13 protein-coding genes are annotated in these 13,186 nt (G+C 71.4%); 5 read left to right on the forward strand and 8 right to left on the reverse strand.

Annotated features, from left to right (window positions below; translation table 11 throughout):
• Positions 1-100: 100 nt before the first annotated feature.
• Complete coding sequence (locus tag IE265_RS38395; protein WP_229916249.1) at positions 101-280, forward strand: hypothetical protein; 180 nt, start codon at positions 101-103, stop codon at positions 278-280.
• A 38-nt stretch (positions 281-318) separates the two neighbouring features.
• Here IE265_RS38395 and IE265_RS17620 read toward each other — a convergent pair whose 3' ends face one another.
• The 3 genes from IE265_RS17620 to nth are packed head-to-tail and all read right to left on the reverse strand — an operon-like array spanning position 319 to position 3,437.
• Positions 319-1,518: a MarP family serine protease gene (locus IE265_RS17620; RefSeq protein WP_190036535.1), complete on the reverse strand. Its 1,200-nt coding sequence runs from the start codon at positions 1,516-1,518 to the stop codon at positions 319-321.
• Between the two features lie 13 nt (positions 1,519-1,531).
• On the reverse strand, positions 1,532-2,236 hold the full coding sequence (locus IE265_RS17625; RefSeq protein WP_190036536.1) for an NUDIX hydrolase: 705 nt from the start codon (positions 2,234-2,236) through the stop codon (positions 1,532-1,534).
• 52 nt (positions 2,237-2,288) lie between these two features.
• Positions 2,289-3,437, reverse strand: coding sequence for an endonuclease III (nth, locus tag IE265_RS17630; protein ID WP_229916250.1), 1,149 nt, complete (start codon positions 3,435-3,437; stop codon positions 2,289-2,291).
• A gap of 541 nt (positions 3,438-3,978) precedes the next feature.
• Here nth and IE265_RS17635 point away from each other — a divergent pair.
• Positions 3,979-4,653, forward strand: coding sequence for a Crp/Fnr family transcriptional regulator (locus tag IE265_RS17635; RefSeq protein WP_016642758.1), 675 nt, complete (start codon positions 3,979-3,981; stop codon positions 4,651-4,653).
• Positions 4,654-4,742: 89 nt separating this feature from the next.
• Here IE265_RS17635 and IE265_RS17640 read toward each other — a convergent pair whose 3' ends face one another.
• The 4 genes from IE265_RS17640 to sp36 all read right to left on the reverse strand — a co-directional run bounded on the left by IE265_RS17640 (position 4,743) and on the right by sp36 (position 7,172).
• On the reverse strand, positions 4,743-5,582 hold the full coding sequence (locus IE265_RS17640; RefSeq protein ID WP_190036537.1) for an MBL fold metallo-hydrolase: 840 nt from the start codon (positions 5,580-5,582) through the stop codon (positions 4,743-4,745).
• Positions 5,579-6,448: an NUDIX hydrolase gene (locus IE265_RS17645; protein ID WP_190036538.1), complete on the reverse strand. Its 870-nt coding sequence runs from the start codon at positions 6,446-6,448 to the stop codon at positions 5,579-5,581. The genes IE265_RS17640 and IE265_RS17645 overlap by 4 nt, the downstream gene beginning before the upstream one ends.
• A gap of 98 nt (positions 6,449-6,546) precedes the next feature.
• Entirely contained in the window at positions 6,547-7,014 is a 468-nt protein-coding gene (locus IE265_RS17650) for a RidA family protein (protein WP_190036539.1), read from the reverse strand.
• A complete protein-coding gene (gene sp36, locus IE265_RS17655) occupies positions 7,011-7,172 on the reverse strand; it encodes a Sp36 family protein (RefSeq protein WP_107018142.1) in 162 nt (53 codons plus the stop codon). The genes IE265_RS17650 and sp36 overlap by 4 nt, the downstream gene beginning before the upstream one ends.
• Before the next feature lie 241 nt (positions 7,173-7,413).
• Here sp36 and bagA point away from each other — a divergent pair, with 241 nt between their 5' ends.
• The gene (gene bagA, locus IE265_RS17660; protein ID WP_190036540.1) at positions 7,414-8,391 is read left to right on the forward strand and encodes an ATPase BagA; all 978 of its coding nucleotides are present in this window, start codon (positions 7,414-7,416) and stop codon (positions 8,389-8,391) included.
• Entirely contained in the window at positions 8,388-9,782 is a 1,395-nt protein-coding gene (gene bagB, locus IE265_RS17665; RefSeq protein WP_190036541.1) for an ATPase BagB, read from the forward strand. Before bagA ends, bagB begins: the two co-directional genes overlap by 4 nt.
• Before the next feature lie 259 nt (positions 9,783-10,041).
• Here the strand turns inward: bagB and wblA are convergent, their stop codons facing one another.
• Positions 10,042-10,380, reverse strand: a complete 339-nt coding sequence (wblA, locus tag IE265_RS17670; protein WP_055515737.1) for a transcriptional regulator WblA — start codon at positions 10,378-10,380, stop codon at positions 10,042-10,044.
• Positions 10,381-10,787: 407 nt separating this feature from the next.
• Between wblA and IE265_RS17675 the strand changes: the two genes are divergently transcribed.
• On the forward strand, positions 10,788-13,094 hold the full coding sequence (locus IE265_RS17675; RefSeq protein ID WP_190036542.1) for a transglycosylase domain-containing protein: 2,307 nt from the start codon (positions 10,788-10,790) through the stop codon (positions 13,092-13,094).
• Positions 13,095-13,186 lie beyond the last annotated feature (92 nt).

A 13,186-nucleotide genomic window follows, 5' to 3' on the forward strand; every position in this document is an offset into this window, starting at 1 on the left:
TGGAACGCATGTCCTACGAACGGCCAATTGCCTCGCGCATAGGCCAATTGAGGGGCGCGGGGGTGGTTATCGACCTTGGGGCAGGGGCAGACGTCCGGGTATGGGCTGGACGCACGACTACAGTGACGCCACACGAAACCGCCGCTCGGCCAGTGGCCTGAGCTCCCACCAGAGGGGCGCCCCGCAGTTGCAGGGCACGGATCCTCGCCTGGGAATCCCGCACATTCTGAGGCGCCGGGCCCGCTGGGTCTCGGCGCGACTGCGCCATCCTCGCGGCTGACCCCTCACGACCCCGCCGGACCGCGGTACCGGTACCGGCTACAGCGCGCAGCTGTCGCTGTCCACCTGCTGGTTGGCGGTCCGGCCCTTCACGATGTCGGGCTTGACCTCGTCCGCGGTGAGCGCGTACCCCGTGTCGGGGTCGTCGAGGGACTTCGCGAACACCACGCCGTACACCTTGCCGTCCGGAGTGAGCAGCGGGCCGCCCGAGTTGCCCTGCCGCACCGTCGCGTACAGCGAGTAGACGTCCCTGCGCACGGTGCCGCGGTGGTAGATGTCCGGGCCGTTCGCGGTGATGCGGCCGCGCACCCGCGCCGCGTTGACCGTGTACGCGCCGTTCTCCGGGAAGCCCGCGACGATCGCGCCGTCACCGCTCGACGCGTCCTTGCCCGAGAACTCCAGGGCGGGCGCCCGCAGATCGGGGACGTCCAGCACCGCGATGTCGCGCTCCCAGTCGTACAGGACGACCTTCGCCGCGTACCGCCGGCCCTCGCCGCCTATCTGGACGTACGGCTCGTCGACGCCGCCGACCACATGGGCGTTGGTCATCACCCGGCGCTGCCCGAAGACGAAGCCCGTGCCTTCGAGGACCTTGCCGCAACTCTGGGCGGTGCCGGTCACCTTGACGATGGACCGCTGGGCGCGGGTCGCAACCGCGCTGGTCGCGAGGCCCGGGTCGGGCGCCCGCACCTCGTTGATCGGTTCGTTCGAGAAGGGGCTGAAGACCTGCGGGAAGCCGTTCTGCGCGAGCACCGAGGAGAAGTCCGCGAACCAGGTGTCCGCCTGGGCGGGCAGGGCCCGGGAGACCCCGAGCAGCACCTTGGAGCCGCGGACCTCCTTGCCGAGCGTGGGCAGTGTCGTACCCGCCAGCGCCGAGCCGATCAGCCAGGCGACCAGGAGCATCGCCACCACGTTGACCAGGGCGCCGCCCGTGGCGTCCAGCGCCCGGGCCGGGGACCACGTGATGTACCGGCGGAGTTTGTTGCCCAGGTGCGTGGTGAGGGCCTGGCCCACCGAGGCGCACACGATCACCACGACCACCGCGACGACGGCGGCGGTGGTGCCCACCTTCGCGTCGTCCGTCGCCGCGTCCCACACGACGGGCAGGAGGTAGACGGCGACGAGACCGCCGCCCAGGAAGCCGATCACCGACAGGATGCCGACGACGAAGCCCTGGCGATAGCCCACGATCGCGAACCACACAGCGGCGACCAGCAACAGGATGTCCAGCACGTTCACGGGTGCCACCCTGTCATGCGCGCCAGTCGAGCGGGACCTGCTTGTCACGGTCCCAGGGCTGCTCCCAGCCCGCGTAGTGCACGAGGCGGTCGATGATTCCGGCCGTGAAGCCCCAGACCAGGGTCGATTCGACCAGGAATGCCGGACCCCGGTGGCCGCTCGGATGGACCGTCGTCGCGCGGTTGGCGGGATCCGTGAGATCCGCCACGGGGACCGTGAACACCCTCGCGGTCTCGTTGGGGTCGACCACTCCGACCGGTGTCGGGCGGCGCCACCAGCCGAGGACCGGGGTGACCACGAAACTGCTCACCGGGATGTAGAGCTTCGGCAGCACGCCGAAGAGCTGGACGCCGCGCGGGTCGAGCCCGGTCTCCTCCTCGGCCTCGCGGAGAGCGGCCCGCAGCGGCCCGTCGGCCGTCGGGTCGCCGTCCTCGGGGTCGAGGGCTCCGCCGGGGAACGACGGCTGGCCCGCGTGCGACCTGAGCGAGCTGGCGCGCTCCATCAGCAGCAGCTCGGGGCCGTCGTCGCCCTCGCCGAACAGGACCAGCACGGCCGACTGGCGGCCCCCGCCGTCCTCGGGCGGCAGGAAGCGGCTGAGCTGGAGGGGCTGCACCGTCTCGACGGCCCGCACCACCGGGTCCAGCCAGCCCGGCAGGCCGTCCTTGCTCACGGCCAGATCGCCGTCCCGCCTGTCGTGCGTGTGGCTCGCGCGCGTCATCGCCACCCCCGTTCTGCTGCTCTCAACGCCCGCGGGACCGCGGATCGTTCCGTCATCCCGCGCCCCGGGCGGGTGAATCGGGGGCGGGGGCGCCCAGCGGCGGGGCGGCGATGCCGCCCGCGTCGAGGTACGCCTGCGGCGGGTTGAGACGCTGGCCCGGGAAGCCGCCCTTCTCGTACTTCAGGAGCTTCCTGGCCTTCTCGGGGTCCGTCTCGCCCTCCCCGAACGACGGGCAGAGCGGTGCGATGGGGCAGGCGCCGCAGGCGGGCTTGCGGGCGTGGCAGATACGGCGGCCGTGGAAGATCACATGGTGCGAGAGCATCGTCCAGTCGCTCTTCGGGAAGAGCCCGCCGACAGCCGCCTCGATCTTGTCCGGCTCCTGCTCGTCGGTCCACCGCCAGCGCCGTACGAGCCGCTGGAAGTGGGTGTCCACGGTGATGCCGGGCCGGCCGAAGGCGTTGCCCAGCACCACGAAGGCGGTCTTGCGGCCCACACCGGGCAGTTTGACCAGGTCTTCGAGGCGGCCGGGGACCTCGCCGCCGAAGTCGTCCCGCAGCGCCCTGGCGAGCCCTATGACCGACCGGGTCTTGGCCCGGAAGAAGCCCGTGGGCCGGAGGATCTCCTCGACCTTCTCGGGATCGGCCTCGGCCAGGTCCTCGGGGGTGGGGTACCGGGCGAAGAGGGCCGGCGTCGTCTGGTTCACCCTCAGGTCGGTCGTCTGCGCCGACAGGACGGTGGCGACCACCAACTGGAAGGGGTTCTCGAAGTCCAGCTCCGGATGGGCGTACGGATACACCTCGGCAAGCTCGCGGTCGATCCTGCGGGCGCGCCGGACGAGAGCGGTACGGGACTCGTTGCGGGGCGGCACGGCGGAGGCCTTCGCCGTGCCGGCGGTGGCGGCCGGCTTCTTCGCTGCGGCCTTCTTCGCGGCCGGCTTCTTGGCCGGCGCCTTCTTGGTCGTGGTCCGAACGACCGCGGCCTTCTTCGCTGGTGCTGTCTTCTTCGCGGCGGTCGTCTTCTTCACTGCCGCCGTCTTCTTCCCTGCCGTCGTCTTCGCGGCGGCTCTCTTCGCCGTCGCCCTCTTCGCCCCGGCGCTCCCAAGGGGCTCTGCGGTCCCGGCGGCCGGGGCACTCGGCGCGGCGGCGCCCCGCGCGGCGGTCTTCTTCACGGCGGCTCCGCTCTCGGCGGTGGGTTTCTTCACGGCGCGGACTTCTTCACGGTCGGAACGGACGTCTCTGACGTGTCGGGCCCGACACGTGGGACGGACGTCCCGGCCGCGGCGGACCTCTCGACGGGGAACCTCTTCCCCGCCGCGGCGGTTTCCTTCGCCGGGATCGTGGAAGGCGTGTTTCCAGCGGCCCCGACCGTCACTCGGCCCTCCGCCTCCGCAACCGTCCCGTCCGTCCCGGCAATCCCCGTCGTCCGCCTCACCGATCCCGGAGCCGCCGCTTTTGTCGCTTTGTTCGCTCCGCCGGAGGTGTGTTCGCCCACAGCGGAATCACGACGTACAGCCACCCGCCCAACCCCCTTGGCCTGTGCTCTCACCGGCGATTTGGACACTCGGCCAGCCTAGAGCCCCCCACTGACATCCGCCCCGGCCCTCGAAGATCAGCCCCCAATTGGCCCCCTGCCGCACTGCCGGACACGCCGGTGCGGCAGACTTGTGACTGATCACACTGTTTGGACCGTCCGGCAAGATGGGGAGCACGGTCCCCTGATGCAGGTCGACAAGGAGAGAACTCGTGGACGACGTTCTGCGGCGCGCCCCGCTCTTCGCGGCGCTCGATGACGAGCAGGCCGCGGAGCTCCGCGCCTCCATGAGTGAGGTGACCCTCGCGCGCGGTGACGCGCTCTTCCACGAGGGTGACCCCGGTGACCGCCTGTACGTGGTCACCGAGGGCAAGGTGAAGCTCCACCGCACCTCGCCCGACGGGCGCGAGAACATGCTGGCCGTCCTCGGCCCCGGCGAGCTGATCGGCGAACTCTCGCTGTTCGACCCGGGCCCGCGCACGGCCACCGCCAGCGCGCTGACCGAGGTGAAGCTGCTCGGCCTCGGCCACGGCGACCTCCAGCCCTGGCTGAACGCGCGGCCCGAGGTGGCCGCCGCCCTGCTGCGCGCCGTCGCCCGGCGCCTGCGCAAGACCAACGACCAGATGTCGGACCTGGTCTTCTCCGACGTGCCGGGCCGTGTGGCCCGCGCGCTCCTGGACCTCTCGCGCCGCTTCGGCGTGCAGTCCGAGGAGGGCATCCACGTCGTGCACGACCTGACCCAGGAGGAACTGGCCCAGCTGGTCGGCGCCTCCCGCGAGACGGTCAACAAGGCCCTCGCCGACTTCGCGGGCCGCGGCTGGCTCCGCCTGGAGGCCCGCGCGGTGATCCTGCTGGACGTCGAGCGCCTCGCGAAGCGCTCCCGGTAGTCCCGACCCCGTACGACGAGAAGGACCCCGCCGCAGCCCGGCGGGGTCCTTCTCTTCGTACGGGGAGACCGCGGAAGCCGGGCCGCCGGTCACGTCTCGCCGATGAGTCCGTGCTCGCGGAGGTAGTCCAGCTGCGCGCGCACCGACAGTTCGGCCGCGGGCCACAGGGAGCGGTCGACCTCGGCGTAGACGTGGGCGACGATCGCGGACGGGGTCGGGAAGCCGTTCTCGAACGCCGTCTCGACCTGGGCGAGCCGGTGCGCGCGGTGGGCGAGGTAGAACTCGACGGCACCCTGCGCGTCCTCCAGCACGGGTCCGTGGCCCGGCAGGACCGTACTCACCCCGTCGTCGACCGTCAGGGACCGCAGCCGCCGCAGGGTGTCCAGGTAGTCGCCCAGACGGCCGTCCGGGTGTGCGACGACCGTGGTGCCCCGGCCGAGCACGGTGTCGCCCGTCAGCACGGCCCGGTCGGCGGGCAGATGGAAGCACAGTGAGTCGGCGGTGTGCCCCGGCGTCGGCACGACCCGCAGCTCCAGGCCGCCCGTGGTGACCACGTCACCGGCCGCGAGGCCCTCGTCGCCGAGCCGCAGCGCCGGGTCGAGCGCCCGCACCTTCGTGCCCGTCAGGTCGGCGAACCGCGCGGCGCCCTCGGCGTGGTCGGGGTGCCCGTGGGTCAGCAGCGTCAGGGCCACCCGGCGGCCGGCCCGCTCCGCGACGCGTACGACGTTCCGCAGGTGCCCCTCGTCCAGCGGGCCCGGGTCGATCACCACCGCGAGGTCCGAGTCCGGTTCGGCGACGATCCAGGTGTTCGTGCCGTCCAGGGTCATCGGGGACGCGTTGGGCGCGAGCACGTTGACGGCTCGCGCGGTGGCCGGACCGGAGAGCGCGCCGCCGCGCGGCCGGCCGGGGAGGGCTGCGGCGTCGGTCATGCGGAGGCTCCACCGGTCGGGATGTGCTTGGTGAACTCGTCGTGCCCGGGCCAGCTGAGGACGACCTCGCCCTCCTCCAGGCGGGCCCGTGCGAGCACGGGCGTCATGTCGCGGCCGGGTGCGGCGCCGAGGGCCTCGGCGGCGGTGGCGTACTCGCCGATCTGGCGCAGGGTCGCGATCGTCGGCGGCATCATCAGGAGGTCGCCCCTGTCGTACCCGTCCGTCGCGTCCGCGGGACGGATCCAGACGGTCCGGTCGGCCTCCGTGGAGGCGTTGCGGGTGCGCTGGCCCTCCGGGAGCACGGCCACGAAGAACCAGGTGTCGTAGCGGCGGGGTTCGAACTCGGGGGTGATCCAGCGTGTCCAGGCGCCGAGCAGGTCGGAGCGCAGGACGAGCCCGCGGCGGTCGAGGAACTCCGCGAACGAGGCCTCGCGGGCGACCAGGGCGGCCCGGTCGGCCTCCCACTCGTCCCCCGTGGTGTCGCCCACCACCGTGTCCGGCGTGGGCCCGGCGAGCAGGACGCCCGCCTCCTCGTACGTCTCCCGGACGGCCGCGCAGACGATCGCCTGGGCCGAGGTCTCGTCCACGCCCAGCCGGGACGCCCACCACGCGCGCGTGGGGCCCGCCCAGCGGATCTGCCGTTCGTCGTCCCGCGGGTCCACCCCGCCGCCCGGATACGCGTACGCGCCCCCGGCGAAGGCCATGGAGGCGCGTCTGCGCAGCATGTGGACGGCGGGGGTCGAGTCGGTGTCCTTGAGCAGCATCACGGTGGCCGCCCGCCTGGGGGTCACCGGTGCGAGCGTGCCCTCCGCGAGCGCGCGGATCCTCTCGGGCCACTCCGGGGGGTACCACTGCCCATTCGCCATGGGCGGAGGCTATCCCGGAGCGGGCTGATGTTCGAGGGGCGGCCGCCCGATCACGCGGACACCACGCGAACGCCCCGGCCGTGCCGCCGCGGACCGGCTCAGGCCTGCGTCAGCTCCACCTGGATCTCGACCTCGACGGGGGCGTCCAGCGGGAGCACCGCCACGCCGACCGCGCTGCGCGCGTGCACGCCCTTGTCGCCGAGGACCGCGCCGAGCAGCTCGCTCGCGCCGTTCAGGACGCCGGGCTGGCCCGTGAAGTCCGAGGCCGAGGCGACGAAGCCGACGACCTTCACCACGCGGGCGACACGGTCGAGGTCACCCGCGACCGACTTGACGGCGGCGAGGGCGTTCAGCGCGCAGGTACGGGCCAGTTCCTTGGCCTCCTCCGCGGTGACCTCGGCGCCCACCTTGCCGGTGACGGGGAGCTTGCCGTCCACCATCGGGAGCTGGCCGGCCGTGTACACGTACACGCCCGACTGCACCGCGGGCTGGTACGCGGCCAGCGGCGGGACGACGGCCGGCAGGGTCAGCCCGAGTTCCGCGAGCTTCTCCTCGACGGCGCTCACGCGGCGCGCTCCCGCTTCAGGTAGGCGACGAGCTGCTCGGGGTTGTTCGGCCCGGGCACGACCTGGACGAGCTCCCAGCCGTCCTCGCCCCAGGTGTCCAGAATCTGCTTCGTGGCGTGGACGAGCAGAGGCACAGTTGCGTATTCCCACTTGGTCATGAGGGCGACTGTAGCCGCTGGCCCGGGCCGCTCCCCGCGCAGCCCGCGTGCGGCTTCCGGGCCCGCGTCCCGGGCGGCGTACGGGGTGGCGGGCGTCGTCGCGCGGGGGTCCGCGGGCCTGCGGGGAGGACTGGGCGGGGCTCTCCCTGGGCACCCGTACTCCAGGGCGTGCCGTCCCGGACACCCCGGCAGGCCCACCCACAGCCACCGCACCACCCAGTGAGGAATTAGGCTCGAAGACGTGAGCAGGTTCCAGGTCGTCAGCGGCAAGGGCGGTACCGGCAAGACCACGGTCGCCGCAGCCCTCGCGCTCGCCCTCGCGACCGAGGGAAAGCGCACCCTCTTGGTCGAGGTCGAGGGCAGGCAGGGCATCGCGCAGCTCTTCGAGACGGAGGCGCTGCCCTACGAGGAGCGGAAGATCGCGGTCGCTCCGGGCGGCGGGGAGGTGTACGCCCTCGCCATAGACCCCGAGCTGGCCCTTCTGGACTACCTCCAGATGTTCTACAAGCTCGGCGGTGCCGGACGCGCGCTCAAGAAGCTCGGCGCCATCGACTTCGCGACCACCGTCGCGCCCGGCCTGCGGGACGTCCTCCTGACGGGCAAGGCCTGCGAGGCCGTGCGCCGCAAGGACAAACGCGGACAGTTCGTGTACGACCACGTCGTCATGGACGCACCGCCGACCGGGCGGATCACCCGCTTCCTGAACGTGAACGACGAGGTGGCCGGGCTGGCCAAGATCGGCCCGATACACAATCAGGCGCAGGCCGTCATGCGGGTGCTCAAGTCGCCCGAGACCGCCGTGCACCTGGTGACGCTCCTGGAGGAGATGCCCGTCCAGGAGACCGCCGACGGCATCGCCGAGCTGCGTGCCGCCCGGCTGCCGGTCGGGCGGATCGTCGTGAACATGGTGCGGCCCGCGATCCTCGACGAGGCGGACCTGCTGCTCGCCCGTGAGGCACCGCGGACGGCCATCGCGAAGTCGCTGTCGGCCGCGGGGCTGGGCGGCGCGCGCCGCGGCGGCCTGGCCGAGCGGCTCGTCGATCCGCTGCTGGCCCAGGCGGACGAGTACGCCGAGCGGTACACGCTGGAGAGCGAACAGCGGGCCGTACTGCAGGACCTGGACCTCGACCTGCACGAACTCCCCCTGCTCGCCGAGGGAATGGACCTCGGGGGCCTGTACCACCTCGCCAAGGAACTGCGTCAGCAAGGGATCTCATGAGCCAGGACCCGGCCCGCGCACACGATCCGGCCCAGGCGCACGACCCGGCCCGCGCCCTCACCTCCGCCCCCGTACTGGACGTCGACCCGCTGATCGACGATCCGGAGACCCGCATCGTGGTCTGCTGCGGCTCGGGCGGTGTCGGCAAGACCACCACCGCGGCGGCCCTCGGGCTGCGCGCGGCCGAGCGCGGTCGCAAGGTGGTCGTCCTGACCATCGACCCGGCGCGCAGGCTCGCGCAGTCGATGGGCATCGACGCGCTCGACAACACCCCCCGCCGGGTGAAGGGCGTCGACGACTCCGCGGACGGCGAGCTGCACGCGATGATGCTCGACATGAAGCGCACCTTCGACGAGGTCGTCGAGGCGCACGCGGACCGCGAGCGGGCGGCCACGATCCTGAGCAACCCGTTCTACCAGTCGCTCTCGGCGGGCTTCGCGGGCACGCAGGAGTACATGGCGATGGAGAAGCTGGGCCAGCTGCGGGCCCGCGGCGAGTGGGACCTGATCGTCGTCGACACCCCGCCCTCGCGCTCGGCGCTCGACTTCCTGGACGCGCCGAAGCGGCTCGGTTCGTTCCTCGACGGCAAGCTGATCCGGCTGCTGACGGCGCCGGCGAAGCTGGGCGGCCGGGCGGGGATGAAGTTCCTGAACGTCGGGATGTCGATGATGACGGGCACGCTGGGCAAGCTGCTCGGTGGTCAGCTCCTCAAGGACGTCCAGACCTTCGTGGCCGCGATGGACACCACGTTCGGCGGATTCCGCACCCGCGCGGACGCCACGTACAAGCTCCTCCAGGCGCCCGGCACGGCCTTCCTCGTCGTGGCCGCCCCAGAGCGGGACGCGCTGCGCGAGGCCGCCTACTTCGTGGAGCGGCTGGCCGCGGAGGACATGCCGCTGGCGGGTCTGGTGCTGAACCGGGTCCATGACAGCGGCGCCTCGCAGCTGTCCGCCGAGCGGGCGCTGGACGCCGCGGAAAATCTTGCCGAAGCCCGCATTGTGGATCAGGTGGACGGGAAAGCTGGACTTCGTAACTCTCCCGACACGCACGGCAGTTCAGAATCACCCGCTACCGAGACCACCGCTCCCGAGGCTCCCTCACCCGACGCAGGCTCCCCCGCCGCGGACCGGACGACCGCCGACGGAGCCGGGACGGACCGCACCGTCGAACAACTCACCGCAGGCCTGCTGAGGCTGCACGCCGAGCGCATGCGGCTGCTCTCCCGCGAGCAGCGCACGCGTGACCGCTTCGCGGCACGCCACCCCGAGGTGGCCGTCGCCGAAGTGGCCGCGCTCCCCGGCGATGTGCACGACCTCGCGGGGCTGCGGGACATCGGGGACCGGCTCGCGGCCGGTACCTCGCCGACCGGAGCCGTGCGGGGCGAGCCGTAGCCCGCCCGCCCGGAGGCGCGGTGGCCCTGTCATGACCGGACCGCGGCAGCCCCGTTCCGTGGCGGGCCGCGGTGGCCCGGTCGCGCACGGGGCCACGATGGCGTCGGCGCGCGGGCCGCGGTGGCCCTGCCGCGTGCGGGAGCCCGTGCGGGCTCCTGACGCGCACGGGGCCGCTCGGGCCCGGTCGCGTGCCTCGTCGTGCCGCCGGGGCCGCTCGGGCCCCGGAGCGGGGCCCGTGGCCCCGGTGCGCGGAGGACGGTCAGCCCACCGCCGCGTAGTTCTCGTACACCTCTTCCTCGTCGAGAGGCAGAATCCCCGCCCCTCGCTCGTACTCCGTACGCGCTGTCTCCAGCAGCCGGCGCCAGGAGGTGACGGTCGGACGCCTGCGCAGCAGCGCGCGGCGCTCCCGTTCCGTCATGCCTCCCCACACGCCGAACTCGACGCGGTTGTCCAGCGCGTCAGCCAGGCATTCCGTGCGTACCGGACATCCGGTGCACACCGCCTTGGCCCTGTTCTGCGCTGCTCCTTGAACGAACAGTTCATCCGGATCGGTAGTGCGGCAGGCCGCCTGCGCACTCCAGTCGGTTACCCAGCCCATACCGGCGCCGTCCTCTCCCGAATCGAGGCTCCCCCACGGCGGCAGCGGCATATTCACCGCCGCCAGTTGAGGACGTTACGGAAGGCGGGCAGAGTCAACCAGCCCCTTCGGGCCCAATCTTGAATGGCCCGAATGGACTATGCGTACGCGGCAGATCACCCAACGGAGTGACCTGGCGACATACGTGACCTTCCCGGCATACCGGGACAGTTGAGTTGAGTCACAACGGACACCGGGTGACGCATGAGGTGGATTCGGACACGTCCTCAACAAGAAGTCGAGTACCGACCGGAACGATTCGGGGTCGCCGGACGTATTGATACGTGGCCCTACTGCTGTGACAGTTGAGAGCAGCTTAGGCCAAGGCCTTTACGTGTGTCCGGCGAATGAGAACGTAGGCTGCCCTCATGCCAAAGAAGCGCTCGGGCGGTGGTCTGTCGCCAACGCAGCAGGCCGCCAAGTTCCTCGGTGTCAGCGTGCTCGCTGGAGCCGTCATGGCCGGAATCGCCGTGCCGGCGTTCGGCGCCCTCGGTCTCGCGGCCAAGGGTTCGGTGGAGGGGTTCGACGAGATCCCGGCCAACCTGAAGCGGCCGCCGCTGAGCCAGCGCACCACGATCCTGGACAACAAGGGCGGCCTGATCGCCACGGTCTACTCCCGTGACCGCACGGTGGTCGACCTCAAGGACATGTCGCCGTACATACAGAAGGCGATCGTCGCGATCGAGGACGCCCGGTTCTACGAGCACGGCGCCGTGGACCTCAAGGGCGTCCTGCGCGCCCTCAACAAGAACGCGCAGAGCGGCGGCGTCTCCGAGGGCGCCTCCACGCTCACGCAGCAGTACGTCAAGAACGTCTTCGTGGAGGAGGCCGGCAACGACCCGACGAAGGTCGCCCAGGCCACCCAGCAGACGCTCGGCCGCAAGGTTCGCGAACTGAAGTACGCGATCCAGGTCGAGGAGGAGCTCGGCAAGAAGAAGATCCTCGAGAACTACCTGAACATCACGTTCTTCGGCCAGCAGGCGTACGGCGTCGAGGCCGCCTCGCAGCGCTACTTCTCCAAGTCCGCCAAGGACCTGAAGCTGGAGCAGGCCGCGCTGCTCGCGGGCATCGTCCAGTCGCCGAGCCGGTACGACCCCGTCAACGACGAGGCGGAGGCCGTGAAGCGCCGCAACGTCGTGCTGCAGCGCATGGCCGACGTCCACGACATCACCCGGGCGGAGGCGGAGGCGGCCAAGGAGAAGCCCCTCGGCCTGAAGGTCAGCCAGCCCAAGAACGGCTGCATCACCGCGGTCAAGGGCGCCAGCTTCTTCTGCGCGTACGTCCGCGAGGTCTTCCACGCCGACCCGGTCTTCGGCAAGACCAAGGAGGCCCGCGCCAAGATCTGGAACCGCGGCGGGCTGACGATCCGTACGACGCTCGACCCGCAGGCCCAGGAATCGGTCCAGGCGTCGATCAAGAACCACGTCAAGAAGAAGGACAAGGTCGCCACGGCGTCCACGCTCGTCGAGCCCGGCTCCGGCAAGGTGCTGGCGATGGGCCAGTCGAAGCCGTACGGCTACGGCAAGAACGAGACCGAGATCAACTACTCGGTCGACCAGTCGATGGGCGGCTCGAACTTCGGCTTCCCGACCGGTTCGACGTTCAAGCCGTTCCTGGCCGCCGCCGCGCTGGAGCAGGGCCGGCCCCCGACGCAGTCCTACCCCGCGCCGTACGACATGCCGTACCCGGCCTCGGTGGCGGCGTGCGAGGGCAAGACCTGGCGCAACAGCGAGAACGCGACGGTCGAGAACGAGGACGAGTCGGAAGTCGGCCCGTACGCGCTGAAGGAGGCGATGGCCAAATCGGTCAACACCTACTTCGTGCAGATGATCGAGGACATCGGGATGTGCCCGGTGACCGAGATGACCGACAAGCTGGGCGTCGTGCAGGGCAACGGCACGAAGCTGCCGCAGGTGCCTTCCTCGCTCACCCTCGGCTCCACCGGCATCTCCCCGCTGACCATGGCCGGCGCCTACGCGGCCTTCGCCAGCCGGGGCACGTACTGCACGCCGATCGCGATCGAGTCGATCAGCCAGAAGATCGGCGAGTCGAAGAAGTCCCTGGAGGTGCCGAAGTCGACCTGCACGCGGGCGATGTCGGAGACCACCGCGGACACGGTCAACACCCTCCTCAGCGGCGTGATCGACTCCGGTACGGGTCAGCAGGCCGGCCTCACCGACCGCGCCAACGCGGGCAAGACCGGTACCACGGACTTCCGCAAGAACGCCTGGTTCGTGGGCTACACGCCGAACATGTCCGGCGCGGTCTGGGTCGGCAGCGCGACCCAGAAGGTCAAGATGGAGAACATCTCGATCGGCGGCGTCTGGCACGCGAAGGTCTACGGCGGCCAGGTACCGGGTCCGATCTGGAAGGACGCCATGACCGGCGCCCTGGCCGGCAAGGACTCCCCCGGCTTCAACCTGGTCAACATCCCCGACGCCAAGGACGACGAGGACGAGGACCGGGACCGGGACCGCGACCGGGGCAGGGACCGCGACGACAACGGCAACGGCGACGACCGCGGGAACAACGGCGGCCCCGGCGGCGAGGTGCCGATCCCGGACCCGACCATCTCCCTCCCGGGGGACTGGACGACGATCGGCGGGACCGGCAACAACGGGGGCGCCGCGAACGGCGGCCCCGGAGGCGACGACGGGGGCGGCACGTTCCCGTAGTCCCGCTGTCCCGGTGATCCCGCCGTCCACGCGCGGCACACACGAAACGGGGCGCCCCCTCTTCCGAGGGGGCGCCCCGTTCGCGTACGGAG

This window comes from Streptomyces fructofermentans, assembly GCF_014651055.1.
GTDB lineage: Bacteria > Actinomycetota > Actinomycetes > Streptomycetales > Streptomycetaceae > Streptomyces > Streptomyces fructofermentans.

Coding starts and splice junctions, on each gene's coding strand:
- bagB (WP_190036541.1), top strand. CDS start 8,388: ATGAGCCAGGACCCGGCCCGCGCACACGATCCGGCCCAGGCGCACGAC.
- IE265_RS17645 (WP_190036538.1), bottom strand. CDS start 6,448: ATGGCGAATGGGCAGTGGTACCCCCCGGAGTGGCCCGAGAGGATCCGC.
- sp36 (WP_107018142.1), bottom strand. CDS start 7,172: ATGACCAAGTGGGAATACGCAACTGTGCCTCTGCTCGTCCACGCCACG.
- IE265_RS17640 (WP_190036537.1), bottom strand. CDS start 5,582: ATGACCGACGCCGCAGCCCTCCCCGGCCGGCCGCGCGGCGGCGCGCTC.
- IE265_RS17675 (WP_190036542.1), top strand. CDS start 10,788: ATGCCAAAGAAGCGCTCGGGCGGTGGTCTGTCGCCAACGCAGCAGGCC.
- IE265_RS38395 (WP_229916249.1), top strand. CDS start 101: ATGGGCTGGACGCACGACTACAGTGACGCCACACGAAACCGCCGCTCG.
- IE265_RS17625 (WP_190036536.1), bottom strand. CDS start 2,236: ATGACGCGCGCGAGCCACACGCACGACAGGCGGGACGGCGATCTGGCC.
- wblA (WP_055515737.1), bottom strand. CDS start 10,380: ATGGGCTGGGTAACCGACTGGAGTGCGCAGGCGGCCTGCCGCACTACC.